Annotated in this window: 22 protein-coding genes; 14 read left to right on the top strand and 8 right to left on the bottom strand. The window is 66.8% G+C overall.

Annotated features, from left to right (window positions below):
* Positions 1 to 169 precede the first annotated feature (169 nt).
* Together Q0672_RS06270 and Q0672_RS06265 are read left to right on the top strand one after the other, a co-directional pair.
* Entirely contained in the window at positions 170 to 1,732 is a 1,563-nt protein-coding gene (locus Q0672_RS06270) for a glycosyltransferase family 39 protein (RefSeq protein ID WP_298620824.1), read from the top strand.
* Entirely contained in the window at positions 1,729 to 3,183 is a 1,455-nt protein-coding gene (locus Q0672_RS06265) for a glycosyltransferase family 39 protein (protein ID WP_298620822.1), read from the top strand. Before Q0672_RS06270 ends, Q0672_RS06265 begins: the two co-directional genes overlap by 4 nt.
* A 15-nt stretch (positions 3,184 to 3,198) precedes the next feature.
* Here the strand turns inward: Q0672_RS06265 and rmuC are convergent, their stop codons facing one another.
* From rmuC to Q0672_RS06250, 3 genes are all read right to left on the bottom strand, one after another.
* On the bottom strand, positions 3,199 to 4,584 hold the full coding sequence (gene rmuC / locus Q0672_RS06260) for a DNA recombination protein RmuC (protein WP_298620820.1): 1,386 nt from the start codon (positions 4,582 to 4,584) through the stop codon (positions 3,199 to 3,201).
* A 30-nt stretch (positions 4,585 to 4,614) separates the two neighbouring features.
* The gene (locus Q0672_RS06255) at positions 4,615 to 7,095 is read right to left on the bottom strand and encodes an FtsX-like permease family protein (protein WP_298620818.1); all 2,481 of its coding nucleotides are present in this window, start codon (positions 7,093 to 7,095) and stop codon (positions 4,615 to 4,617) included.
* Between the two features lie 74 nt (positions 7,096 to 7,169).
* Positions 7,170 to 8,339, bottom strand: coding sequence for a M20 aminoacylase family protein (locus tag Q0672_RS06250; RefSeq protein WP_298620816.1), 1,170 nt, complete (start codon positions 8,337 to 8,339; stop codon positions 7,170 to 7,172).
* 112 nt (positions 8,340 to 8,451) lie between these two features.
* Between Q0672_RS06250 and Q0672_RS06245 the strand changes: the two genes are divergently transcribed.
* The 3 genes from Q0672_RS06245 to Q0672_RS06235 are packed head-to-tail and all read left to right on the top strand — an operon-like array spanning position 8,452 to position 11,450.
* A complete protein-coding gene (locus Q0672_RS06245) occupies positions 8,452 to 9,363 on the top strand; it encodes a histone deacetylase (RefSeq protein WP_298620814.1) in 912 nt (303 codons plus the stop codon).
* Between the two features lie 46 nt (positions 9,364 to 9,409).
* Positions 9,410 to 10,252 carry a MoxR family ATPase gene (locus tag Q0672_RS06240; RefSeq protein ID WP_298620812.1) on the top strand — a complete coding sequence of 281 codons (843 nt, stop codon included), beginning with the start codon at positions 9,410 to 9,412 and terminating at the stop codon, positions 10,250 to 10,252.
* Between the two features lie 19 nt (positions 10,253 to 10,271).
* Entirely contained in the window at positions 10,272 to 11,450 is a 1,179-nt protein-coding gene (locus Q0672_RS06235) for a VWA domain-containing protein (RefSeq protein WP_298620810.1), read from the top strand.
* Positions 11,451 to 11,500: 50 nt separating this feature from the next.
* Here Q0672_RS06235 and Q0672_RS06230 read toward each other — a convergent pair whose 3' ends face one another.
* Positions 11,501 to 12,271 (bottom strand): MBL fold metallo-hydrolase, encoded by a 771-nt coding sequence (locus tag Q0672_RS06230; RefSeq protein WP_153161011.1) that lies wholly within the window; start codon positions 12,269 to 12,271, stop codon positions 11,501 to 11,503.
* A 295-nt stretch (positions 12,272 to 12,566) separates the two neighbouring features.
* Between Q0672_RS06230 and Q0672_RS06225 the strand changes: the two genes are divergently transcribed.
* On the top strand, positions 12,567 to 13,001 hold the full coding sequence (locus Q0672_RS06225) for a hypothetical protein (protein WP_298620807.1): 435 nt from the start codon (positions 12,567 to 12,569) through the stop codon (positions 12,999 to 13,001).
* Between the two features lie 82 nt (positions 13,002 to 13,083).
* Here Q0672_RS06225 and htpG read toward each other — a convergent pair whose 3' ends face one another.
* Complete coding sequence (gene htpG, locus Q0672_RS06220) at positions 13,084 to 15,003, bottom strand: molecular chaperone HtpG (protein ID WP_298620805.1); 1,920 nt, start codon at positions 15,001 to 15,003, stop codon at positions 13,084 to 13,086.
* 77 nt (positions 15,004 to 15,080) lie between these two features.
* Between htpG and Q0672_RS06215 the strand changes: the two genes are divergently transcribed.
* Positions 15,081 to 16,892, top strand: a complete 1,812-nt coding sequence (locus Q0672_RS06215) for an ATP-binding protein (RefSeq protein ID WP_298620803.1) — start codon at positions 15,081 to 15,083, stop codon at positions 16,890 to 16,892.
* A 15-nt stretch (positions 16,893 to 16,907) separates the two neighbouring features.
* On the opposite strand, the gene greB is transcribed toward Q0672_RS06215, so the two are convergent.
* Both greB and Q0672_RS06205 read right to left on the bottom strand, forming a co-directional pair.
* The gene (gene greB / locus Q0672_RS06210) at positions 16,908 to 17,459 is read right to left on the bottom strand and encodes a transcription elongation factor GreB (RefSeq protein WP_298620801.1); all 552 of its coding nucleotides are present in this window, start codon (positions 17,457 to 17,459) and stop codon (positions 16,908 to 16,910) included.
* 73 nt (positions 17,460 to 17,532) lie between these two features.
* Positions 17,533 to 17,766, bottom strand: coding sequence for a DUF3567 family protein (locus Q0672_RS06205; RefSeq protein WP_153161006.1), 234 nt, complete (start codon positions 17,764 to 17,766; stop codon positions 17,533 to 17,535).
* 164 nt (positions 17,767 to 17,930) lie between these two features.
* Here Q0672_RS06205 and Q0672_RS06200 point away from each other — a divergent pair, with 164 nt between their 5' ends.
* Genes Q0672_RS06200 through Q0672_RS06185 form a run of 4 tightly spaced genes read left to right on the top strand, consistent with a single transcriptional unit; the run spans position 17,931 to position 21,163 of the window.
* The gene (locus Q0672_RS06200) at positions 17,931 to 18,155 is read left to right on the top strand and encodes a DUF465 domain-containing protein (RefSeq protein WP_153161005.1); all 225 of its coding nucleotides are present in this window, start codon (positions 17,931 to 17,933) and stop codon (positions 18,153 to 18,155) included.
* Between the two features lie 20 nt (positions 18,156 to 18,175).
* Complete coding sequence (locus tag Q0672_RS06195; protein WP_298620798.1) at positions 18,176 to 19,495, top strand: O-acetylhomoserine aminocarboxypropyltransferase; 1,320 nt, start codon at positions 18,176 to 18,178, stop codon at positions 19,493 to 19,495.
* A complete protein-coding gene (locus Q0672_RS06190; protein WP_298620796.1) occupies positions 19,492 to 20,319 on the top strand; it encodes an alpha/beta hydrolase in 828 nt (275 codons plus the stop codon). Before Q0672_RS06195 ends, Q0672_RS06190 begins: the two co-directional genes overlap by 4 nt.
* A gap of 52 nt (positions 20,320 to 20,371) precedes the next feature.
* Positions 20,372 to 21,163 (top strand): DUF2189 domain-containing protein, encoded by a 792-nt coding sequence (locus Q0672_RS06185; protein ID WP_298620794.1) that lies wholly within the window; start codon positions 20,372 to 20,374, stop codon positions 21,161 to 21,163.
* On the opposite strand, the gene Q0672_RS06180 is transcribed toward Q0672_RS06185, so the two are convergent.
* A complete protein-coding gene (locus Q0672_RS06180; RefSeq protein WP_298620792.1) occupies positions 21,130 to 22,029 on the bottom strand; it encodes a DMT family transporter in 900 nt (299 codons plus the stop codon). The genes Q0672_RS06185 and Q0672_RS06180 overlap by 34 nt on opposite strands.
* A 191-nt stretch (positions 22,030 to 22,220) precedes the next feature.
* Here Q0672_RS06180 and Q0672_RS06175 point away from each other — a divergent pair, with 191 nt between their 5' ends.
* The 3 genes from Q0672_RS06175 to Q0672_RS06165 are packed head-to-tail and all read left to right on the top strand — an operon-like array spanning position 22,221 to position 23,879.
* Positions 22,221 to 22,928 (top strand): SIMPL domain-containing protein, encoded by a 708-nt coding sequence (locus tag Q0672_RS06175; RefSeq protein ID WP_298620790.1) that lies wholly within the window; start codon positions 22,221 to 22,223, stop codon positions 22,926 to 22,928.
* Complete coding sequence (gene dtd / locus Q0672_RS06170) at positions 22,925 to 23,362, top strand: D-aminoacyl-tRNA deacylase (RefSeq protein ID WP_298620788.1); 438 nt, start codon at positions 22,925 to 22,927, stop codon at positions 23,360 to 23,362. The genes Q0672_RS06175 and dtd overlap by 4 nt, the downstream gene beginning before the upstream one ends.
* Positions 23,331 to 23,879: a C40 family peptidase gene (locus tag Q0672_RS06165; RefSeq protein WP_298620786.1), complete on the top strand. Its 549-nt coding sequence runs from the start codon at positions 23,331 to 23,333 to the stop codon at positions 23,877 to 23,879. The genes dtd and Q0672_RS06165 overlap by 32 nt, the downstream gene beginning before the upstream one ends.
* Positions 23,880 to 23,888: the final 9 nt, after the last annotated feature.

Raw genomic sequence — 23,888 nt, 5'->3', positions numbered from 1 at the left:
TCTTCGTGATCGCCGGCATCCAGATGGTCACCACCGGCGTGCTGGCCGAGTTGCTCACCCGGGTGTATTTCGAATCCGGCCAGAGCCAGGCCTACGTCGCCCGCGAAACCGCACCCCTCGACGACGGTCAGGGCTGGCACACCGCCAAGGCCTGATTCAGCGTTTGCCCATGATCGGTCACGCCAGCGCCGAAAGGCGGCTCGCGGGTAGCACCCTCGGCCGCCTGATCCTTGTCCTGCCCTTCATCGCCTTCCTGCTCCGGCTGGGAGGCGCGCCGCTTTTCGACGTGGACGAAGGCGCGTTCTCCGAAGCCACCCGTGAGATGTTCGAACGGGGCGATTTCCTGTTCACCTATCTCAACGGCGCCCCGCGCTTCGACAAACCGATCTTCATCTACTGGCTGCAGTCGGTGGGCTATCTGATCTTCGGCGCCAGCGAGTGGGCCTTCCGCCTGCCCTCGGCCGTAGCGGCCATCGTCTGGAGCTACGCCACCTACTTCTTCGCCCGCAAGCGCTTTGGCGACGAGGCCGGCCTGCTGGCGCTGGCCGTGGCGAGCACGGCGCTCGGCCCCTTCGCCATCGGCCGCGCCGCCACCGCCGACGGGCTGCTCAACTGCCTGCTGGCGCTCACCCTGTTCGACGTGTGGCGCCATCTCGAAAGCGGCCAGCGGGCGCCGCTGCTGCGCGCCTTCGTGTGGATGGGCCTCGGCGCCCTCACCAAGGGGCCGGTGGCGCTGGTCGTACCGGGCGCGGTGAGCTTTCTCTTCTGCGCCAGCCGCGGCGAATGGAAACGCTGGCTGAAGATGCTGTTCGACCCCGCCGGGCTGGCGATCCTCGTCGTCATCGTCGCCCCGTGGTACGCCTACGCCCTGCATCGTCACGGACAGGATTTCATCGACGGCTTCATCCTGCGCCACAACGTGCAGCGCTTCTCGGGCTCCCTCGAAGGCCACGGCGGCAGCGCGTTCTATTACCTGCTGGCCGTGCCGCTGCTGCTGCTGCCCTGGAGCGGCCTCCTGATCGGCGCCCTCACCCGTCTGCGCGCCGGGCTTGCCGATCCGCTGCAACGCTTCCTGTGGATCTGGTTCGGCTTCGTGCTGGGCTTCTTCTCGCTGTCGGGCACCAAGCTGCCCCACTACGTGCTCTACGGCTGCACGCCGCTGTTCATCCTGATCGGCCTCCACGCCCAGTCGATCCGCCGGGTGTGGCCGCATCTTCTGCTGCCCGGGCTGCTGTTCATCCTGTTCCCGCTGCTGCCCAATCTGTTCGACGCACTCTCCCGCAGCACCCTCGGCGACGGCTTCTACCGCGCCCAGCTGGCCCGGGCGCTGCCGATGGCCGACAGCTTCTACATCGGCGCCACCATCACCGGGCTGGTGATCTGGACGGCCGTCGTGTTCTTCCCGCGGATGTCCATGCTCGCCAAGCTGGTGGTGACCGGCACGATGCAGGTCATCCTGCTGGCCGGCGTCGTGGTGCCCTACGCGGGCGAGCTGGTGCAGGGCCCGGTCAAGGCGGCTGGCCTCAAGGCCCGGGAGCTCGGCGGCGAAGTCGTCTTCTGGCGCTTCACCACCGCGCCGAGCTTCAGCGTCTATCGCCAGGCCGTCACCCTGAAGGGCGACCCCAAACCCGGCCAGCTGGCCCTCACCCGCATCGACCGCCTGGCGCCCGACGCCCCGGTCGACACCGTCTTCCAGGAAGGCGGCGTGGTGCTCGTGAAGGCCCGCCCGTGAACGTCACCGACAGCCGCGCCGCGCCCCTCGCGGTGATCGTCGCCGTGCTCACCGCCTACCGGCTGTGGGTGATCGGCCACCTGGGCATCGACCTCTACGTGGACGAGGCCTACTACTGGGGCTGGTCGCAGAACCTCGACTGGGGTTACTTCTCGAAGCCGCCGGTGATCGCCGCGCTGATCGCCGCCAGTACGGCAATCCTCGGCAACAGCCTGATCGCCATCAAGCTGCCCTCGCTGCTGCTGTACCCCGCCACGGCCTTCGCCCTGTATGCGCTCGGCTCGCGGCTGTATTCGACGCGGGTCGGCTTCTGGGCCGGGCTTGGCTTCATGTCGATGCCGCTGGTGGCTGCCCTCGGGCTGTTCGTCTCCACCGACGCGCCGCTGCTCCTGTGCTGGTCGCTTGCGCTGCTGTTCCTGCTGCGGGCACTCGATGAGGAAGGCTGGGCCAACTGGCTGGCCTGTGGCGCGCTCATCGGCATCGGACTGATGTCGAAGTACACGATGGCCGCCTTCCTGCCGTCGGCCCTGCTGCTCATCGTGCTGTCGCCCCGCCACCGCCGCTGGCTGGCACGGCCCCAGCCGTGGGTGGCGTTGCTGCTAGCCGCGGTTATCCTGGCGCCCAACCTGTACTGGAACTGGGCCCACGACTTTCCCACCTTCCGCCACACCGCCGAGATCACCCGCGTCGGCCACGGCGAGCGCGGCTGGCACCCGGGCCAGCTGGGCGAGTTCATCGGCGCCCAGTGGCTGTCCTTCGGCCCGCTGCTCGGCGTGCTGCTCGGCTGGGCACTGCTGCGTTCGGTCAAGCTGTTGCGCAACGACGCTCACCGCACGCTGCTGATCTTCATCGTGCCGCTGCTTCTGCTGGTGAGCTTCCAGGCCCTCACCGGCCGGGCCAATGGCAACTGGGCGGCACCAGTCTTCGTCGCGGCCTGCCTGCTGGTGCCGGCAGTGTTCCTGGCCGATCGTCGGCGCTGGGTGATCGCCGGCGTCGTGGTCAATCTGGTGGCGTCCCTCGGTGCCTACCACTGGCCCGACATCGCCCGGATCGCCGGCATCGACCTCACCGCGAAGAACGACCCGTACAAACGCGCCCGCGGCTGGATCAACATGGCCGACGGCGTGGCGCCCTATCTCGCCCAGCACCCTGGCGCCATCCTGGTGGGCGAAGACCGGGAGATCATCGCCCACCTCGTCTATCGCCTCCACCCCACCGACTACGCCGCCTGGAACCCGGGCCACCTGCCCCGCGACCAGTACGAGGTCACCACCACCCTCGCCGACAAGCGCGGGCGCGACGTGCTCTACGTGGGCCGCAAGGCCGAGATTCCCGACATTGCCGCACGCTTCGCCGCCAGCGAGCAGCTCGGCAAGGTGGTGGTGCCGATCCACAAGGATTTCAAGCGGGAGGTGTATGTCTTCCTGCTGAGGGATTTCCAGGGCTATTGAGCCAAGCCGCAACGATCAGCCCTGGCTGTTGTCCGGCAGCGCAGCCGGCAGATCGTCCAGCTGTGCCGCCTCAATGCGCTGAAAATGGGCGCTGATCTTGCGTGACGAGGTCTGCACCTCGGCCACGTCTTCGCCGGCCTGGCGGATATGGGTGGCGAGCTTCTGCATCCGCTCGTCGAAGCGGTTGAAATCCTTGGCGAGCTTGCCCAGCGCGTCCTTGATGACGTGGATCTGCTTGCGGGTCTCCACGTCCTTCAGCACCGCGCGGGCGGTGTTGAGCACCGCCATCAGGGTGGTCGGCGAGACGATCCACACCCGCCGGCTCATGGCGTAGGCGATCACCTCCGGGTGATAGGCGTGGAGCTCGGCGAACACCGCCTCGGCGGGCAGGAACATCACCGCGCCGTCTGACGTCACCTCGGGCAGGATGTACTTGCCGGCGATCGCATCCACGTGCTTCTTCACATCGCTCCGGAAGGCAGTCTGGGCCGCACGGCGCTCCAGTTCGCCCACGTCGGTAGCGAACATCCGGTGGTAGTTTTCCAGCGGAAACTTCGAATCCACGATCACCATGCCGGTGGGCTCGGGCAGGCGCAGCACGCAGTCGGCGCGGGTGCCGTTGGGCAGGGTGAATTGGAAATCGAAGGACTCGGGCGGCAACGCATTGCGCACCAGCGCCTCCAGCTGGACTTCACCAAACGCGCCCCGGGCCCGCTTGTCGCCCAGCAGCTCCTGCAGGCTCACCACGTTGGTGGTCAGGTCGCCGATCTTCTTCTGGGCTTCGTCGATGGTCGCAAGCCGGGCCATCACGCTGGCGAAGGTCTCGTTGGTCTTGCGGAAGCCTTCGTCGAGGCGCTGATTGACGTGGCCGGTGATCGCCTCGAGGCGCTCGCCCACGGTGCGGTTCATCGCCTCGATGCTGGTGCCCAGTTGCTCGGACGCGCTCTTGAGGCCGCTTTGAAGGAGCTCCCGGTCGGCCCGGGCATGGTCGGCGAGAGTCTTGAGCGTCTCGGCCAGCATCTCGCTACGGAGCTTTTCCTGGCCGGCGGCAAAGGCGTTGGCAAGATCCGCCAGGCGCAGGACGGTCTCCTCCTTCTGGCTGCCCAGCTGGCCTACGAGCGCGAGATGAAGCTGCTGCAAAGCCTGGCGTGAGGCGGCTTGTTCGGCGTCGAGCCGATCCCGCAGGTTGTCCACCTCAGCGGCCACCAGATCGATGACCCGGTCGCTCCCGGCCACGGACGTGGCCTGAAACTCCTTCACCAGCTGCAGCTGCTGCTCGGCAAACCCCTGATCGACCCGCCGTCCCAGGCGCCCGATCTGGACGAGCAGCCACAGCACCGCCAGCACCAGCACGGCGAAGGCAACGAGGAAGATCAGCAGAAATGCGGCGTCGGTATTCATCGGCCGGAGTATAACGCGGAGAACTGTAAATTAGTTCAGTGCGCGCAGACTTGCCAGCGGCGGCCGGTAAAGCAGGTGACGGGTGCCCAGCCAGCCCGCCAGCGTGACCACCGCACAACCGGCCACAGCCCCCGCCAGCAGCGGCAGCACGCTGGGAACGTAGGGCAGCTTGAAGACGAAATGGGCCAGCGCCCAGCCGATGCCCGTCGCGCCCACGCCCGCCAGCACGCCCGCCACCAGCCCGAGGGCGGCGAACTCGGCGAGCAGCGCCCAGCGCAGCTGCCGGTTGCGGGCACCGAGAGTGCGCAGGATCGCCAGCTCGCGCTCCCGCTCGTCGTGGGTGGCCTGCAGCGCGCCGAACAGCACGATCACCCCCGCCACCACCGCAAAGCCGAACACGAACTGCACCGCTGCAATCAGTTGATCCACCATGGTCTGGATCTGCCCGATCACTGCCGCTACGTCGATCACCGTGAAGTTGGGGAAAGCCGCCACCAGCCGGTTGGCAAAATCCATCTTCGCCGGCGGCAGGTAGAAGCTGGTGATGTAGCTGGCCGGAAAATCCTCCAGCATCCCGGGCGCGGCGATCACGAAGAAGTTCACCCGCATCGAATCCCAATCCAGCTTGCGCAGGCTGGTGATGCGCGCTTCCGACCGCGTGCCGGCGATCTCGAAGGTCAGCACGTCGCCCATCGCGAGCCCGAGGGTCTGGGCCAGGCCTTGTTCCACCGAGAACTGCGGCTGCCGGCTGTCACCGTGCCACGCGCCCGCCACCACGCTGTTGCCGTCGGGCAGGCGGGCGTCAAAGGAAAGATTGAAATCGCGATCGACAAGGCGCTTTGCGCGCTCCTCGGGGTAATCGTCCGGCCCTACCGGGCGGCCATTCACCGCCACCAGCCGGCCACGGATCATCGGCTGCATCGAGGGCGACAGGCGACCCTCTGCCCGGAAGAACTGGCCCAGCGGCTCTACCTGATCGGGCTGGATGTTGATGACGAAACGATTGGGCGCATCCGCCGGCGTCGCCTGCTTCCAGTTGGCGAGCAGATCCCCCCGGACGAGCGTGAGGAGCAACAAGGCCGTCAGCCCCATGCCGAGGGCCAGCACCTGCACGAGGCTCGCCACCGGCCGCCGGCGCAGCGCCGCCAGGCCGTAACGCCAGCCGCTACCTGCCACCGCCCGCATACGGCCCAGCAGCCGCAGCACCAGCCAGCCCACGCCGCCATACACCGCAAAGGCCAGCGCAAAGCCGCCCACCACCCAGGCGCCAAGCAGCCAGTCGCGCGCGATGCCCACCAGCAGGCCGGCCAGCACCAGCGCGCCTACCGCCCACGCAAGGCCTTCCCGCGCGGCGATGCCATCCCACTCCCGACGCAGCACCCGCAGCGTGGGCACCCGGCCCAGCCGGATCAGCGGAGGCAGCGCAAAACCCAGCAGCAGCAACAGGCTCACCGCCAGCCCGTGGGCCACCGGCCACCAGCCCGGCGCCGGCAGCGGAAATCCCACCAGATCACCCAGCAGGCCATTGAGCACGAACTGCACTGCAAACCCCAGCGCACAGCCCACCACACCGGCGAACAGCCCCAGCAGCACGAACTCGCCAATGAAGAGCCGCAGCAATTGCCCCTGCTTCGCCCCCACGCAGCGCATCACCGCGCAGCCATCCAGATGCCGTTCGACGAAACGCCGGGTCGCGAGCCCGACAGCCACCGCCGCCAGCACCACCGCCAGCATCGCCGCAAAACGCAGGAAGCGCTCGGTACGGTCGAGGGTGGAGCGCACCTCGGGCCGGGCGTTATCGACGGTCTCGAGGCGCTCGCCCCGCTGCAGCCGCGGCTTGGCCCAGGCCTCGAAGCCCGCGACGGCGCCTGGTTCGCCCGCCACGTGCAGATGATAGAAGGCCCGGCTGCCGGGCTGGATCAGCCGGGTAGCGGGCAGGTCGGCGGCGTTGATGACGAGCCGCGGCAGCAGGCTGAAGAAGTTGGCGCCCCGGTCGGATTCGAAACTCAGCACCGCCGCCATCTTCATCCGCTGGGCGCCCAGGCCGATCTCGTCGCCCACCTTCGCGCCCAGCGCGCTGGCGAGCCGTTCATCGAGCCACAACGTGCCCGGCGCGGGGATGCCGCGCGCCGGCGCGTCCGGCTGGTTGAGGCCCGGCGCGATGCGGATCGAGCCCCGCAGCGGATGACCGTCCTCCACCACCTTCACCCCCGCCAGCTGCGCGCCCTCGCCCAGACTAGCCATGCTGGTGAAGGTGGCAGAAACCACGGACTTCAGCCCGCGCCGGGTGGCTTCGTCGCGGTAGGCCCGGTCGAGGGTGTGATCCGACACCAGCACCAGATCGCCGCCCAGGAGCTGGTTGGCCTCGCGCGTGAGGGCCTGGGCGACCCGGTCGGTGAAGAAGCCGACGCTGGTCAGGCTGGCCACAGCGATCACCAGGGCCATCACGAGCAGGCCCAGCTCGCCGGCGCGCAGATCGCGCCGGAGCATCCGGAGGGAAAGGGAGAACATGGGTCAGGCGGGAAGCGGCAACCTGCGTTGGAGCGGGCGACGGCGCAAAAGTGCCCGCCCCGGGGTGACGGCTCTCAAGCGTCGGCCAGCCAGCGTTCCACCAGGCGCACCCAGTAGGCCACGCCGTAGGGAATCGCGTCGTCGTTGAAGTCATAGTGGGGGTTGTGCAGCGTGCAGCCGCCCTCCCCCGGGCCGTTGCCAAGCCACACGTAACAGCCGGGCTTTTCCTGCAGGAAGTAGGCGAAATCCTCGGCGCCCATGCTGGGTTTGGGGTCGATAAGGGTGTTGCCCTCGCCGCACACCTCGCCCGCCACCCTGGCGCAGAACTCGGCCTCGGGCACCGTATTGATGGTCGGGGGATAACCGCGCCTGTAGCTGAAATGCACGTTGGCGCCGAAGGCCGCGCCGATGCCCGCGCACACCCGCTGCATGGCGTCCTCCACCTGCGCCCGGATGTCCGGCCGGAAGGCCCGCACCGTGCCGCCGATGCGCACCACGTCGGGGATCACGTTGTAGGCGTCGCCCGCATGGAACTGGGTGACCGACAGCACCGCCGAATCCGCCGGGTCCACATTGCGGCTCACCACCGACTGCAGCGCCTGCACCAGCGACGCGCCGCACAGCACCGGGTCGATGCCCTGATGGGGCATGGCGGCGTGGGCGCCGTGGCCGCGGATCTCGATGTCGAAGCGGTCGGCACAGGCCATCACCGGCCCGCGATGCACGGCGATCTGCCCCACCGGCACGCCGGGCCAGTTGTGCATGCCGAACACCGCCTCCATCGGAAAGCGCGTGAACAGCCCGTCGGCGATCATCTCCGGCGCGCCGCCCTCGCCTTCCTCGGCAGGCTGGAACAGGAAGTACACCGTGCCATCGAACTCCGGGTTGCGCGCGATGTGCGCCGCCGCGCCCAGCAGCATCGCGGTGTGGCCGTCGTGGCCACAGGCGTGCATCTTGCCGGGGTGGCGCGAGTGGTGGGTGAAGTCGTTCTTCTCCTGGATCGGCAGCGCATCCATGTCGGCCCTGAGGCCAATGGCGCGCTTGCTGGTGCCCGCCCGCAGCACGCCCACCACGCCGGTCTTGCCGACGCCCCGATGGGTTTCGATGCCCAGCGCCTCGAGTCGCTCGGCCACCAGCGCGGCGGTGCGATGCTCTTCGAAGGCGAGTTCGGGGTGGGCGTGGATGTCGCGGCGGATTGCCGTGGTCGCGGCCTGTTCGGCACGGATCTGATCGAGTAGGTTCATGAGGCGTCCCCGATGCGTCGAGAATCGGCCCTGCGGCCGGAATCGCGAAATAATAGCAGCGGCGCAGCTTTCGCCCCACCGCGCCAAACCACAATTGCGCCAACGATCCACGATGAAACTCTTTTACGCCGACCACTTCGTGCTGCCTCTTCCGCCGGGCCACCGCTTTCCGATGGAGAAGTACAGCCGGCTGCGGGAACGCCTGCTGGCTTCCGGCCACTTCGCCACCGACGACTTCCGGGTGCCCGACGCCGCCACCGACACCGAACTCCTGCGCGCCCACGACGCCGGCTACGTGCAGCGCGTGGTGCGCGGCACGCTCGGCCACGACGAAGTCCGGCGGATCGGCTTTCCGTGGTCCGAGGCCATGGTCGAGCGCTCGCGGCGCTCGGCGGGCGCCACCCTTGCGGCCTGCCGCGCCGCGCTGGCCGAAGGCTGGGCCGCCAACCTTGCCGGCGGCACCCACCACGCGTTCCGTGACCGGGGCGAAGGCTTCTGCGTGTTCAACGACGCCGCCGTCGCGGCCCTCGCCATGCGCGCCGAAGGCCGCGTAGCGCGCGTGGCGATCGTCGACTGCGACGTGCATCAGGGCAACGGCACCGCCGCCATCCTCGCCAACCGGGCCGACTGCTTCACCTTCAGCATCCACGGCGCGCGCAACTTTCCCTTCGACAAGGAAACCAGCGATCTGGACGTGGAGCTGCCCGACGGCACCCGCGACGAAACCTACCTCGCCGCCCTCGACGACGCGCTGGCATCGGTCTTCCGCCACCAGCCCGATCTGGTGATCTACCTCGCCGGCGCCGATCCGTTTGAAGACGACCGCCTCGGCCGCCTCAAGCTCACCAAGGCCGGCCTCGCCGCCCGGGACGAGCGCGTGCTGGGCGAATGCCGGCGGCGCAGCCTGCCCGTCGCCATCGCCATGGCCGGTGGCTACGCCCGGCAGATCGACGACACGGTGGCCATCCACGCCACCACCATCGACACCGCCCGCCGGATTTTCGCCAGCGCCCCACCGCTATAATTGACGCAAACGTCAATGTCAGTCCTTCCCCAGAGAGGAATCCCCCATGCGTTTCGAAGGCTCCGAGAACTACGTCGCCACGCCCGACCTGATGCTGGCCGTCAATGCCGCGATCCGGCTGCAGCGGCCGCTCCTCATCAAGGGCGAACCGGGCACCGGCAAGACCATGCTCGCCGAAGAAGTGGCCGCCGCCCTGGGCATGCCGCTTTTGCAGTGGCACATCAAGTCCACCACCAAGGCCCAGCAAGGGCTCTACGAATACGACGCCGTGTCTCGCCTGAGGGATTCCCAACTCGGCGACGACCGGGTGAAGGACATCGGCAACTACATCGTCAAGGGCACCCTGTGGCAGGCTTTTGACGCCGACGCGCCCTGCGTGGTGCTGATTGACGAGATCGACAAGGCCGACATCGAGTTCCCCAACGATCTCCTGCGCGAACTCGACCGCATGGAGTTCTTTGTGTACGAAACCCGTGAGCTGGTGAAGGCCAGGCACCGCCCCATCGTCTTCATCACCTCCAACAACGAGAAGGAGCTGCCCGACGCCTTCCTGCGCAGGTGCTTCTTCCACTACATCAAGTTCCCCGACCGGGACACCATGCACAAGATCGTCGACGTGCACTTTCCGGGCATCAAGCAGTCGCTGCTGAAGGAAGCGCTGGAAGTCTTCTTCGGCCTGCGCGACGTGCCGGGGCTGAAGAAGAAACCCTCCACGTCCGAACTCATCGACTGGCTCAAGCTGCTGGTGGCCGAGGACATCCCGCCCGAAGCGCTGCGTTCTCCCGACCAGAAGGCGATCATCCCGCCGCTCCACGGTGCGCTGCTCAAGAACGAGCAGGACATGCACCTCTTCGAGCGCCTGGTGTTCATGGCCCAGCGCAACCGCTGACGGCCGCCGGAGCGCCGCGATGCTCATCGACTTCTTCCTGCATCTCAAGGCCCGCAAGCTGCCGGTGTCCACCAAGGAATTCCTGACCCTGCTCGAAGCCCTGCAGGCCGGGTTGGGCAATCACAGTCTGGACGACTTCTACTTCCTGTCCCGCGCCACGCTGGTCAAGGACGAGTCCCAGTTCGACCGCTTCGATCAGGCCTTCGGCGAATACTTCAAGGGCGTCGAATCGGTGCCCGGGCTGGAAGTCGATCTGCCCGAGGAATGGCTGAAGGCGATGATGCAGAAGCACCTCACGCCCGAGGAGAAGGCCAAGCTGGAAGCCCTCGGCTGGGACAAGCTGATGGAAGAATTCAAGAAGCGCCTCGCCGAGCAGAAAGGCCGCCACCAGGGCGGCAGCAAGTGGGTCGGCACCGGCGGCACCTCGCCCTTCGGCAACAGCGGCTTCAACCCGGAAGGCATCCGCGTGGGCGGCGAATCCGCCGGCAACCGCACCGCCGTCAAGGTGTGGGATCAGCGCGAGTACCGCAACCTGGACGACACCGTCGAGCTCGGCACGCGCAACATCAAGGTCGCCCTACGCCGCCTGCGCCGCTTCGCCCGCGTGGGCGCGCCGGACGAGCTGGATCTGGACGGCACCATCGCCGCCACCGCCCGCAACGCGGGCTACCTCGATCTGCTGATGCGCCCCGAGCGCCACAACGCGGTGAAGGTGCTGATCTTCTTCGACGTGGGCGGCTCGATGGACCCGTACGTGAAGGTTTGCGAGGAGCTGTTCTCGGCCTGCCGCGCCGAGTTCAAGCACCTGGAGTACTTCTACTTCCACAACTGCGTGTACGACCACGTGTGGCGCGACAGCTACCGCCGCCACTCCGAGCGCACACCCACGCTCGACGTGATCCACAAGTACGGGCCCGACTACAAGCTGATCTTCGTGGGCGACGCGACCATGAGCCCCTACGAGATCCTCCAGCCCAATGGTTCCATCGAGTACAGCAACACCGAGGCCGGCGCCGTGTGGCTGCGCCGCCTGGCCGAAGCCTATCCGGCCGTCGCGTGGCTCAACCCGGAACCCGAGCGGATGTGGGATTACCGGCAGTCCATCGGGATCATCCGGCAGATCCTCGCCGAGCGGATGTTCCCGCTCACCCTCGACGGCCTCACCCGCGCCATCAGCCAGCTGTCCCGCAAAAACTGAGGCGGGCCGGAGCCCGCCTCGTTTCACCCATCGCCGGACAACGCCGGCGCCTACGGCACCCGGTAGAAATCCTGGGTCAGCAGATCGACGCCGCAGGGCAGCTGCTCGATCCAGTCGAGGAAGCGATTGACCATCGCCTTGCCCTCGAAACGGCAGCCGTGCTGGGGCACGATCATCTCCACATCCATCTGACGCACCATGTTCACCCAGAAGCGGCAGATCTTGTTGGAGATCATGTAGCGACGGTGAAAGCCGATCATCGTGGCGATGTGCTCGTCGAAGTTGGTGACCGGCTTGGAAGCCTGGTCGTGATCCACGAGGGACGCGCCCATGTCGCCGGTGAACAAAATCTTCGAAACCGGGTCATAGAACTGGAAGTTGCCTTCCGAGTGCATGAAGTGCGCCGGCACCGCCTTGATGGTGTTGTTGCCGAGCACGATGTTCATGCCTTCGTCGGGAATGCCGATGATCCGGGCGGTGTAATCCTTGCCGGTGGTGAAGTGGGGCACGAAGCGCGTCCACAGGCGGGAGATCATCACCTTGCAGTGGGTGGCGACCATCCACTTGTTGAGGGACGCGATGATGTCCGGATCAGCGTGGGTGGCGAAGATGAAGTCCAGCCCGCGGGACGGGAAGAAGCGCTGCATCGACATCAGCAGACCGGTGTAGGTCATGTTGCCGCCCGGGTCGATCAGGGCGCCATGCTGGCCGTCGACAATGAGGAACTGATTGCACTGGACGGCGTGGTCGGCCTCCTCGTCCACCAGGTCATAAAAGGCCAGACAGGCATGCGTGCCATTGTTGAAGAGTTCGACAGCCATGTTGTGGAATTCTGCAATATCGGTGGGACCGACACTTTATCCGACAAAATGACATATCGAAAAGGTGACAGTGATTTACATTGACGATTATCAAACTATGTCCTCGTCAGCCTTGCGCGTTTTGGAGTATGTTGCCCATTTTTGCCCTGCAGCAAAGAGGCCCCCGCCTGTGAAGAAATCCGCCCTGCTATTCCTTGCCCTGGCTTGTCCCGTCCTGTTCTCCGCACCTCCTGCGGCCGCGCTGGGCACTGCGCCCCAGGCGAGCGCCTCGAGCCGCTCGCAGCAACTCGGGAGGATGAACAAGACCGTCCCCTTCGGTGGCGCGCACTCCGCCTACAAGGACACCCGCCGGGCCACCGAGGTCAGGCCGCCCAGCTCGACGATCTGCGCGCTGCGGGAGCAGACCCAGGGCATCGGCACGACCCGCCAGGACGCCTCCGGCAAGATTCAGGTCTTCAACGACCCGCGCACCCAGAAGGGCTCCAGCGGCGACATCTACGGCGACTGCAACCGCAGCCTCTCCGGACGCATCTCGCCGCGCACCGTCGCCAAGCCCAAGACGGCCTACAACGCCCGCACCAATACCCTCAACGCGGCCAGCGACGGCTACGTCAACCGCTCGGCCACCCGCTCGATGATGCCCAAGAAGCCGCCCTCGATGTACGACCCGGCCACCGGCACGCTGCGGGCCAACAAGCGCCCCAACGCCTACCAGATCTACCAGGAATGAAAACGGGGGCGCACACCCAGCGGTATGCGCCCCCGTTCGAGACCACGCCAGCCGGGGCCTGAAACCCCGGCGTGGCAGATCGTCAGTTGCCGTTCATCGCCAGCATCAGCTGGTTGATGCGCTTCACGAAGCTCGCCGGGTCATCCAGCGTGCCGCCTTCGGCCAGCAGGGCCTGATCGAAGAGCACCGCAGCCCAGTCGTCGAACTGCTTGTCCTCGTACTTGAGGCGCAGCACCACCGGGTGAGCCGGATTGATCTCGAGGATCGGCTTGGAGATCGGCATGCTCTGGCCGGCAGCCTTCATCAGGCGCGCCAGGTTCATCCCCATGTCGTGCTCATCGGCCACCAGGCAGGCGGGCGAGTCGGTCAGGCGGTGGGTGACGCGCACTTCCTTCACCTTGTCGCCGAGGGTGGTCTTCATCTTGTCGAGCAGATCCTTCAGCTCGCCGGTTTCCTTCTCGACGGCGGCCTTCTCGGCTTCGTCCTCCAGCTTGCCCAGATCCAGCCCGCCCTTGGCCACCGAGGCCAGCTGCTTGCCGTCGAACTCGGTGAGGTTACCCACCACCCACTCATCCACGCGGTCGGACAGCAGCAGCACTTCGATGCCCTTCTTGCGGAAGATCTCGAGGTGCGGACTATTCTTGGCGGCGTTGAAGCTGTCGGCAGTGACGAAGTAGATCTTGTCCTGGCCTTCCTTCATGCGGCCGATGTAATCCGCCAGAGACACGGTTTCCTCGGCGGTGTCGGCATGGGTGGAGGCGAAGCGCAGCAGGCCGGCGATCTTTTCCTTGTTGGCGTGATCCTCGCCGACGCCTTCCTTCAGCACCTTGCCGAACTCCTTCCAGAAGGTGACGTACTTGTCCTCCTGATTCTCGGCGAGGTCTTCGAGCAGGCCCAGCACCTTCTTCGTGCAGCCGGCGCGCAGGGTGTCGATGTCCTTGGATTCCTGGAGGATCTCGCGGGACACGTTGAGCGGCAGGTCGTTGGAATCCACCACCCCGCGCACGAAGCGCAGGTAGAGCGGCATCAGCTTCTCGGCGTCGTCCATGATGAACACACGACGCACGTAGAGCTTCACGCCGTGGCGGGCCTGGCGGTCCCACATGTCGAAGGGCGCGTGACCTGGCACGTAGAGCAGCTGGGTGTACTCGTGCCGGCCTTCGACCTTAGAGTGGGTCCAGGCCAGCGGCTCTTCGTAGTCGTGGCCGACGTGCTTGTAGAACTCGGTGTATTCCTCGTCGGTGATGTCCGACTTCGACCGCGCCCACAGGGCGTTGGCCTTGTTGACGGTCTCGTCCTCGTCGGTGACAACCTGCGCCTTCTTCTCCTCGTCCCACTGCTCCTTCTTCATCACGATGGGCTGGAGGATGTGGTCGGAGTACTTCTGGATGATCGACTTGAGCTTCCACGACGACAGCAGGTCGTCCTGGTCTTCACGCAGATGCAGGGTGATCTCGGTGCCGCGGGCAGCCTTCTCGATCGGCTCGACGGTGTATTCGCCGGCGGTGTCGCCGGTCATCGAGCATTCCCACTGCACGCCGTCGGCGGCAGCCAGGCCGGCGCGGCGGGTGCGCACCGTCACCTTGTCGGCGACGATGAAGGCGGAGTAGAAGCCCACGCCGAACTGGCCGATCAGGTGGGCGTCCTTCTTCTGGTCGCCGGTGAGCTTGCCGAAGAATTCCTTGGTGCCGGACTTGGCGATGGTGCCCAGGTTGGTGACCACCTCGTCGCGGCTCATGCCGATGCCGTTGTCGGCGATCGTCAGGGTACGGGCGGCCTTGTCGTAGGCCACGCGGATCTTCAGCTCGGCGTCGTCCTCGAACAGCCCGCCGTTCTCAAGGGCTTCGAAACGCAGCTTGTCACAGGCGTCGGAGGCATTCGAAACCAGTTCCCGCAGGAAGATCTCGCGGTTCGAATACAGCGAATGGATCATGAGGTGCAGCAGTTGCTTGACCTCAGCCTGGAAGTTCAAGGTTTGCGCGGACGTTTGCTCGACAGTCATAAAGCTTGCTCCATAAGGACCGTTAACGCTCCCCATATGGGTGCTGCCTTTCCGCTTTCAAGCCCCCCATCCCGTTGATGGAACGAGCCCGCCAGCCATCTTCCCTGCCGTCCTTTCTGCCGCTGCCGGCCGCCCAGGGCGTCCGTGGTGTGGCACGCCCGATGCGCCGGCTGCGCGCAGGCATCTGGATGGCCTTCGGGCTGCTGGCTGCGCTGATCGTCGTCGCGGCCTTGTCGCTGATCCAGTACGACCGCCGCACCGCCCTGCAGCAGTCGGAATCAGAACTCCAGAGCCTGACCCGCGTCTTCGAGGAGCACGTAGCCCGCAGCTTTGGCGAGGCCGAGAGCGCCGTCACCGAGATCGCCGGGCTCGTCGCCATCCGCAGCGGGGCCGACAGCTTCGCCGAGCGCGAACTCCAGAACCTCCTGCGCGAACGCGCGGCCAATCTGCCGGAAGTCGAGAACCTGTTCGTCGAACGGGAAGACGGCAGCCTCGCCGCCCAGTCCCACGACGGGCGGACCGCCAGCGAGACCGCCACCGCGTCGCCCGAACGGCGCAACCTGCCCCTGCGCATCGACGAAGGCATCACCATCGGCAGCCCGACCCGCAGCGCCAACACCGGCAAATGGATCACACCGGTCACCCGCCAGGTCTTCGACGCCAGCGGCAAATACGTGGGCACCGTGGGCGCCGCGATCAGCCATGCCTACTTCGAAGGCATCTACCGGGACATCCGCTTCGCCGAGGGCGACACCATCCTGATCCTCCACGCGATCCGCGCGATCACCCTGATCCGCCACCCCCAGGTGGATGCGCTGGTCGGCCGCAGCGTCACGGACTCACCCGCTATCGGGCCCGAGCCGGCATCCCGCAGCATGGTGGTGACCAGCCCCCTGCAGGGCGAGACCGAGGAACGCATCACCGCCTACCGCCGCCTGGCCGACCGTCCGCTGGTGGTGGGCACCAGCCGCCCGATCGCCGATGCGCTGGCCGACTTCCATGAACACCGCCGGCGCATCCTCGCCGCTGCCGGGCTGATGCTCACGCTGCTCGGCGCCCTCGCCCTGCTGCTCCACCGGGACACCCGCCGGCGCGACGAGGAAGGCCTGGCCCTGGCCGAGCTCAACGCCACCCTGGAAGACCGCGTGCGCCTTCGCACCGAGGAGCTCGAACAGACCAACCGCGAACTCCTCAACTTCAGCTATTCCATCTCCCACGACCTGCGCGCGCCGCTACGGGCCATCAACGGCTTCGCCCACGCACTGGAAGAAGACTACGGCGATCGCCTCGACGACGCCGGCCGCAACTACGTGAGCCGGCTGCGCAAGGCCAGCCTGCGGATGGGCGACCTCATCGACGAGCTGCTCAAGCTAGCCAGCGTCTCGAACCGCCCGCTGCACATCGAATCCACCGACATCTCGGCCATCGCCCGGGAGATCCTCGACGACCTCGCCGAGCACGATCCGGCGCGGCTGGTCCACATCCACGTGGATACGGGCCTCGTCGCCGACGCCGACGCGATCCTGATCCGCAAGGCCCTCGAGAACCTGCTGGGCAACGCCTGGAAGTTCTCCCGCGACAGCAGCCCGGCGTTCATCCAGGTGGGCGGCCGCCTGCATGGCGAGGAGCACCTGTTCTACGTCACCGACAACGGCGTGGGTTTCGACATGGAGCACGCGACGCACCTCTTCCAGCCCTTCCAGCAACTTCACCGGAACAAGGGCTTCGAGGGTTCGGGGATTGGCCTCGCCAGCGTGCGACGGATCATCGAGCGCCACGGCGGGCAGATCTGGGCGGAATCGGCACCGGGCACCGGCACCACGATGTTCTTCACCCTGCCGCGCACGCCGGCGATGGTCCGCCGGCCGCGGGAAAGAATGCGGAGCTGACGCGCCCCGCGGCGTTCAGACGTAACGGATTTCCAGCACTTCGATCTCGCGCAGCCCGGCCGGGCTGGCAAAACGCACCACGTCGCCCTCCCGTGCCTTGAGCAGCGCCCGGGACAAGGGCGCGATCCAGCTGATACGCCCTTCGGACGCATTCGCCTCATCCACGCCGACGATCTGGTAAGTCTGCTCGGCGTCGCCATCCACATCGCAGACGGTCACCGTCGCGCCGAAGAACACCTGCTCGGTGTTCTCCTGCTCGGACGGCGTCACCACCGTCGAATTCTCGAGCCGCTTGATGAGAAAGCGGATGCGCCGGTCGATCTCCCGCAGGCGCTTCTTGCCGTAGATGTAATCGCCGTTCTCCGAGCGGTCGCCATTACCCGCCGCCCAGCGGACGGTTTCGACCAGTTTGGGGCGCTCGTCGCGGACGAGTTGATCCAGCTCCGTACGCAGGATCTCGTAACCACGACGGGTCATGTAATTGGTGGTGCCCGGCGGCAGGCTCGGCGCCCCCGGCGGCGCATCATCGTCGTCCTGGTCGTTTTCCTTGACGAAAGCCTTGTTCACCCTGAAACGCTCCGCTCAGCCAAAATGGGACGGCTATGTTAGGAGCCGTCCGGGCCACTGGCAAGACAAGCTTTCAGTGATAGACGGCCGGCTGGTTGAACAGGCTGCCATAGTCGGCAATCAGGCTCTCGAAGTCGTCCATCTCGGTGGCGGATTCGGCGACGTCGCGCAGCTCGCGCTTGAAACGCACGGCCGCCTCGTCGCGAAACAGCGTTCCCACGCCGCGGCGCTTGTCGATCACCTCGACCGCGTCGAAGCCCGGATAGTCCACCACGTACAGCACTGGATTGTTGAGTACCACGTTCATGACAGGTCTCCTGGATAGCGGATTGGCCTTGTGGGCATCAGTGCTTCAGTAGATGGGAACGTTCCTCCCCGCTTCAAGTTCCCCGACACCGTTGTATTTCGCTTCGCCCGGGCCTAAGATTCAACGCATCCTGTCCGTTTTCGGGCTATCCATTCATCACAGGCATGAACGACAGCAACGACCCGAACGCCGACGTCTCCAGCCTGACCGCAAGGCTGGCGGTCCTCACCACCGAACACCGGGATCTGAACGCGATCATCGACCAGATCGCGATGGCCCCGCCACCCGGTGACGACCTCCTGCTCCGCCGCCTCAAGAAACGCAAGCTGCTGCTGAAGGATCGCATCGCGATCATCCAGCACCTGCTCGATCCCGACGTACCCGCCTGAACCTACCGCCCACGCACTCCATGCCGATCCACCGAAACGCCGGGGCCGACACGCTCGCCCTGCACGCCGGCCAGACCCCGGACGCCACCCACCGCTCCCGGGCCACCCCGATCCACTTCACCACCAGCTACGTCTTCGAGAGCAGCGACCACGCCGCCGCCCTGTTCAACCAGGAACGCGCCGGCCACGTCTATTCGCGCATCTCCAACCCCACCAACGCCGTGCTCGAAGAGCGCATCGCGGCGCTGGATGGCGGCGTCGGCGCCATTGCCTGCGCCAGTGGCCAGGCCGCGCTGATGCTCGCCATCACCACGCTGATGGGCAGCGGCGGCCACATCGTCGCGTCCCGCTCGCTGTACGGTGGCTCCCACAACCTGCTGGCCTACACCCTGCCCCGCTTCGGGATCACCACCACCTTCGTCTCCCCCCGCGACATGCAGGCCTGGCGCGATGCGATCCGTCCAGACACCCGCCTGCTGTTCGGCGAAGCCATCGGCAACCCGGGCCTCGAAGTCCTCGACATCCCCACCGTCGCCGACATCGCCCATACCGCCGGCCTGCCGCTGCTGGTGGACGCCACCCTCGTCACCCCGGCGCTGCAGTGCCCCATCGACCTGGGCGCCGATCTGGTGATGCACTCCGCCACCAAGTTCCTCGGCGGCCACGGCGTGGCCATCGGCGGGCTGCTGGTGGATGGCGGCGGCTTCGACTGGGAAGCCACCGGCGGTCGCTTCCCCACCCTCACCGAACCCTACGATGGCTTCCACGGCATGGATTTCGCCGAGGAATCGCCCATCGCCGCCTTCCTGCTGCGCGCCCGCCGCGAAGGCCTGCGGGATTTTGGCGCCTGCCTGTCGCCCATGAACGCCTTCCAGATTCTCCAGGGCATCGAAACCCTCGGCCTGCGCATGGAGCGCCATGTGGCCAACGCCCGGGCGCTGGTGGCCCATCTGGCGGCTCACCCGATGGTCGAATCCGTGTCGTGGCCCGAGCTCGACAGCCACCCCGACCACGCCCTCGCCGCGCGCCTGCTGCCCAAGGGCTGCGGGGGCGTGTTCAGCTTCAGCCTGAAGGGCGGCCGCGCCGCCGGCGCCACTTTCATCGAAGCCCTGCGCCTGTTCTCGCACCTGGCCAACGTGGGCGACGCCAAGTCGCTGGCGATCCACCCGGCCAGCACCACCCACTTCCGCATGTCGCCCGACGCGCTACTGGCTGCCGGCATCACCGAAGGGACCATCCGCCTGTCGGTGGGCCTCGAGAACGCCCCGGATCTCATCGAGGATCTCGAACGCGGCCTTACCGCCGTCGCCAAGGCCAGCCAGACAGGAGGTGCCCGATGAAACTCACCCTCGCCGAGCGCGACACCTACATCTACACCGGCGGCCGCGCCTTCGACGCCGCCCGCCCCACCATCGTCTTCATCCACGGTGCCGGCCACGACCACAGCGTCTGGACGCTCCAGAGCCGCTACTTCGCCACCCACGGCTGGAACCCCGTGGTGCCCGACCTCCCCGGCCATGGCCAGAGCACCGGCCCACAGCTCACGTCTATCGAGGCGATCGCCGACTGGGTGCTCGCCCTGCTTGACGGGCTGGGCGTCGAAAACGCCACCCTCGCCGGCCACAGCATGGGCTCGCTGATCGCCCTGCAGGCCGCCTCCCGAGCGCCGGAGCGCATCCGCAGCCTCGTGCTGGTCGGCTCGGTGGCGCCGATGCCCGTCGCCCCGCCCCTCCTCGACGCCACCCTATCCGCCCGCGACAAGGCCCACCGGATGATCAACCAGTGGTCCTACGCGCCCGGCTCGCAGCTTGGCGCCAGCAGCATTCCAGGGCTCAACCTCACGGCCATCAACGAGCGCCTGATGCAGCGCGCAGCCCCCGGCGTGCTGCACACCGACATGTCGGCCTGCAACGCCTACACCGGCGGCTTCGACGCCGCAGCCAGGGTGACCTGCCCGGTGCTCCTCCTCAGCGCTGCCCAGGACCGCATGACGCCGCCCAAGGCCATCGCCCCGCTGGCCAATGCCTTCACCGCAGCCAGAAAGGTCAACAAGGTTGTCCTTTCCGGTGCCGGCCACGCGATGATGGCCGAAGCGCCCGGCGCCGTGCTCGACGCCATCTGGCAGTTTGCCGATTCCAACCGCAGTACCGAGGCCGTTCCATGACCTGAACCAAATCCGCAGGCCATTCATCAAACAACCAAAAACGGAGACAAAAATGGCTCAGCAAACACCCCCGACAGAAGAGCAGGCAGCGTCCCTGCCCTTCCCCACGATCCGCAACATCGGCGTCGGCGCGCCTTTTCGCTGGATCGCCCGCGGCTTCTCCGACCTCAAGGCCTGTGCCATCGCCAGCCTGTTCTACGGCTTCTGTTTCACCGGCATGGGCCTGCTGGTCACCTTTGTCTTCTCCCACGCTTACCAGTACACCTCGGCCGTCACCACCGGCTTCCTGCTCCTCGCGCCCTTCTTTGCGATGGGGCTTTACGAGCTCTCCCGCCGACGCCAGCTCGGCGAGCCCTGCGCCCTCGGCCCGACACTCACCGTCTGGCGGCGCAACCTGGGCAACATCGCCCTCTTTGCCGCCGTGCTCACGGTCATCTTCCTGATCTGGGCGCGCGCCTCGCTGGTGGTCTTCGCCATGTTCTACACGCAAGAACTACCCAGCCTCAGCGGCTTCCTGACCCAGGTAGTGTCCCTCGAGAACCTCGAATTCCTGGTGGTCTATTTTGGTGTCGGCTCGATCTTCGCCCTGCTGGTTTTCGCGGTGAGCGTGGTGTCCATCCCGCTGATGCTCGACCGCAACCAGGACGCGATCACCTCGATGATCGCCAGCATCCGTGCGCTGGCCGAAAACCCGCTGCCGCTGCTGGTCTGGGCCTTCCTGATCGTCAGCCTGACCATCGTCGGCTTCCTGAGCTTCCACCTCGGGCTGGCGGTGCTGATGCCGGTGATCGGCCACGCCACCTGGCACGCCTATCGGGATCTGGTCGAGCCGCTGCCGGATTGAGCTGAACCAGCGCCATCCCGCGCGAGGGCGATCACCGCACCCAGCACGATCGCCCCACCGACGATCTGCAGCGCGCTCACCGCCTCGCCGAGGAACACCGCGGCGAGGATGAAGGTCACCACCGGCTCGAGGGTCGATAGCGTCGCCGCGTCGGCGGCACCCAGGCGCTGGATGCCCGCGAAGAAGGTCGCCATCGCCACTGCAGTGGAAACCAGCGCAATCGCAACACAGGCTATCCACGCCGCCGGAGCAACCGGGAAACGCGGGCCGGTCGCCAGCACCAACCCGCCAAACACCAGCGCCGCAGCCAACATCACCACGGTGGATGACGCCAGCGCATCCTCGGCCGCCAGCACCCGGCTTCCGGCCACGATGTAGATCGAGTAGATCACCGCCGTCGCCACACCCAGCGCCACGCCGATCCCGCTACCGCCAAGCCCTTCGCCCAAGGTGAGCGCCGTGCCCACGAGGGCGGCGGCCATCGCCAGGCTCCGTCGGCGGGTCAGCCGTTCGCCCAGAAAAGCCACGCCGATCAAGGCCACCAGAAACGGGTACAGGTACAACAGCAGCGCCACCAGTCCGGCCGACGCAAAGCGCAAGGCGCTGAAAAAGCACATCGACTGCGCCACATAGCCAACCCCGCCCATCAGCGCCAGCACCGTGGCGTTCCGCCGGGACGGCCAGCGCCGACGGGTTGCGAGGGTGAGCGCCGCCATCGCGACACTTGCAATCGCAAATCGCAGGAAGAGCACCGCGGTCACGTCAGCGCCACCGGCGTACGCCACCCGGGCGAAGATCGCCATCGCACCGAACGACGTCGCCGACAAGGCCACCAGCCCCGCTCCAACCCACCGCGCACTTGCCATCTGATCGCTATTCCTGCCCGCAAAGCGGCCGATCGTGCCGCCCGGCCGCGCCCCGGTCAAGCCGGAATGTGCGTTTCGGCGACACTCCGGCGGGCTCCGGCAGCGCTTATTTTCATTCGCCCTTTGCAATCCGCCCCGGGCTGTGGCGAAAATGCACGATGCAACTCCGTCGTACTCACCGAAAGGCCCTCATGAAAATCCGCTCGCTTCGTCCGCTGGCCCTCGCGCTCCCGCTTACCTTGTGCGTCGCTGCCGCCCACGCGGCCGACGCGCCGTCGCTGCCCACCGCCGACATCGCCGTCGAAAGCAGCCGCTCGGCCCCCAACGACCAGTTCCGCGCGCAGGTCTACACCGAAGCCACCGACAGCAACCCGGCCGAACTCGCCCGCAAGATCAACAACACCGTCGCCCAGGCCCTTCAGACCGCCCGCGCCTATCCGGCGGTCAAAGTGCGCACGGCCGGCAACAACACCTACCCGATCTACGCCAAGACCGGCCGCAGCATCGAATCCTGGCGGATGCGCTCCACTCTCGCCCTCGAAAGTAAGGATGCCGGCCAGCTTTCCGAACTCATCGGCAAGCTCCAGCAGACCATGGCCATCGGCGCGCTCTCTGCCGCCCCGTCGCCCGAAACCTGGAAGAAGATCGAGGACGAAGCCATCACCGACGCCCTCGCCGCCTTCGAGGCCCGTGCCAAACTGGTCGCCGCCAGCCTCCACAAGAAGTGGCGGATCAAGCACGTGTCGGTGAACACCAGCGGCTACCAGCCGCGCCCGCCGGTGATGCCGATGGCCCGCGCCGCCATGGCCGTTGCCGACGCCGCGCCGCCCGCCCCCATCGAGGCCGGCGACAGCCCGGTGTCGGTGTCCGTCAATGGCCAGATCGAACTGCTCGAATGATTGCCCTGATCCAGCGCGTTCTTGAAGCCCGCGTCTCGGTTGACGGGCACACGGTCGGCGAGATCGGCCCCGGCCTGCTGGCACTGGTGGCGGTCGAGCGTGGCGACCAGCCCGCCAACGCCACGCGGATGGTCGAACGGCTGCTCGGCTATCGGGTCTTTTCGGATGAAGACGGACGGATGAACCGCTCGCTGGTCGATACCGGCGGCGGCCTGCTGCTGGTGTCCCAGTTCACCCTCGCCGCCGACACCAGCAAGGGCACGCGGGCCAGCTTCACGCCGGCCGCGCCACCCGACGAAGCCGAGAAACTGTTCAACCAGGTCGTCACCCTCGCCCGCAGCCGCCATCCGGTGGTCGAGACGGGCGAGTTTGGCGCCGAAATGTCGATATCGCTCATCAACCATGGCCCGGTCACTTTCCGTCTCACCGCTTGAACGCCGGCTGGCCGCGCTGGCACTGCTGGCGTTTCTGGCCGGCTGCAGCCAGACGCCCCAACGCCCGGCGTCCAGCACATCCGTCCCCCGCGCCACCGCACCGACGCGCGGCTGGTTCGCCCTGCCACGGGACGACCACGCCCAGGAAATGGTGATCTTTGCGCTGGGATTGCTCGACACCGGCTACCGCTTCGGCGGCAAGAACCCGGAAGCTGGCCTGGATTGCAGCGGCATGGTGAGCTACGTGGTCGAACAGGTGAGTGGCAAACGCCTGCCCTACAACGCTGCAGGCATCGCCGAACGCACCCGGCCGATTCCGTCGAACGCCGTCCGCCCTGGCGATCTGGTGTTCTTCAACACCCTCGGCCGCTCGTATTCGCACATGGGGATTTACGTGGGCGACGGCAAGTTCGTGCACGCCCCCAACAGCCGCGGCAAGGTGCGGGTGGATCGCCTCGACAACCGCTATTACGCCGATCGCTTCGAGGGTGCCCGCACCCTGCTGCCGGAGGGTTGATCCGGCAGC

This window comes from uncultured Zoogloea sp. (assembly GCF_937894855.1).
Classification (GTDB): Bacteria; Pseudomonadota; Gammaproteobacteria; order Burkholderiales; family Rhodocyclaceae; genus Zoogloea; species Zoogloea oryzae.
Note: the sequence above shows the minus strand (reverse complement) of the source record. Positions and strands in the feature narration are given on the sequence as shown.

Bases quoted from the DNA above. Each gene is read 5' to 3' on its own strand.
- Q0672_RS06270 (WP_298620824.1), top strand. From the start codon at position 170: ATGATCGGTCACGCCAGCGCCGAAAGGCGGCTCGCGGGTAGCACCCTC.
- rmuC (WP_298620820.1), bottom strand. From the start codon at position 4,584: ATGAATACCGACGCCGCATTTCTGCTGATCTTCCTCGTTGCCTTCGCC.
- Q0672_RS06255 (WP_298620818.1), bottom strand. From the start codon at position 7,095: ATGTTCTCCCTTTCCCTCCGGATGCTCCGGCGCGATCTGCGCGCCGGC.
- Q0672_RS06250 (WP_298620816.1), bottom strand. From the start codon at position 8,339: ATGAACCTACTCGATCAGATCCGTGCCGAACAGGCCGCGACCACGGCA.
- Q0672_RS06245 (WP_298620814.1), top strand. From the start codon at position 8,452: ATGAAACTCTTTTACGCCGACCACTTCGTGCTGCCTCTTCCGCCGGGC.
- Q0672_RS06240 (WP_298620812.1), top strand. From the start codon at position 9,410: ATGCGTTTCGAAGGCTCCGAGAACTACGTCGCCACGCCCGACCTGATG.
- Q0672_RS06235 (WP_298620810.1), top strand. From the start codon at position 10,272: ATGCTCATCGACTTCTTCCTGCATCTCAAGGCCCGCAAGCTGCCGGTG.
- Q0672_RS06230 (WP_153161011.1), bottom strand. From the start codon at position 12,271: ATGGCTGTCGAACTCTTCAACAATGGCACGCATGCCTGTCTGGCCTTT.
- Q0672_RS06225 (WP_298620807.1), top strand. From the start codon at position 12,567: ATGAACAAGACCGTCCCCTTCGGTGGCGCGCACTCCGCCTACAAGGAC.
- htpG (WP_298620805.1), bottom strand. From the start codon at position 15,003: ATGACTGTCGAGCAAACGTCCGCGCAAACCTTGAACTTCCAGGCTGAG.
- Q0672_RS06215 (WP_298620803.1), top strand. From the start codon at position 15,081: ATGGAACGAGCCCGCCAGCCATCTTCCCTGCCGTCCTTTCTGCCGCTG.
- Q0672_RS06205 (WP_153161006.1), bottom strand. From the start codon at position 17,766: ATGAACGTGGTACTCAACAATCCAGTGCTGTACGTGGTGGACTATCCG.
- Q0672_RS06200 (WP_153161005.1), top strand. From the start codon at position 17,931: ATGAACGACAGCAACGACCCGAACGCCGACGTCTCCAGCCTGACCGCA.
- Q0672_RS06195 (WP_298620798.1), top strand. From the start codon at position 18,176: ATGCCGATCCACCGAAACGCCGGGGCCGACACGCTCGCCCTGCACGCC.
- Q0672_RS06190 (WP_298620796.1), top strand. From the start codon at position 19,492: ATGAAACTCACCCTCGCCGAGCGCGACACCTACATCTACACCGGCGGC.
- Q0672_RS06185 (WP_298620794.1), top strand. From the start codon at position 20,372: ATGGCTCAGCAAACACCCCCGACAGAAGAGCAGGCAGCGTCCCTGCCC.
- Q0672_RS06180 (WP_298620792.1), bottom strand. From the start codon at position 22,029: ATGGCAAGTGCGCGGTGGGTTGGAGCGGGGCTGGTGGCCTTGTCGGCG.
- Q0672_RS06175 (WP_298620790.1), top strand. From the start codon at position 22,221: ATGAAAATCCGCTCGCTTCGTCCGCTGGCCCTCGCGCTCCCGCTTACC.
- dtd (WP_298620788.1), top strand. From the start codon at position 22,925: ATGATTGCCCTGATCCAGCGCGTTCTTGAAGCCCGCGTCTCGGTTGAC.
- Q0672_RS06165 (WP_298620786.1), top strand. From the start codon at position 23,331: ATGGCCCGGTCACTTTCCGTCTCACCGCTTGAACGCCGGCTGGCCGCG.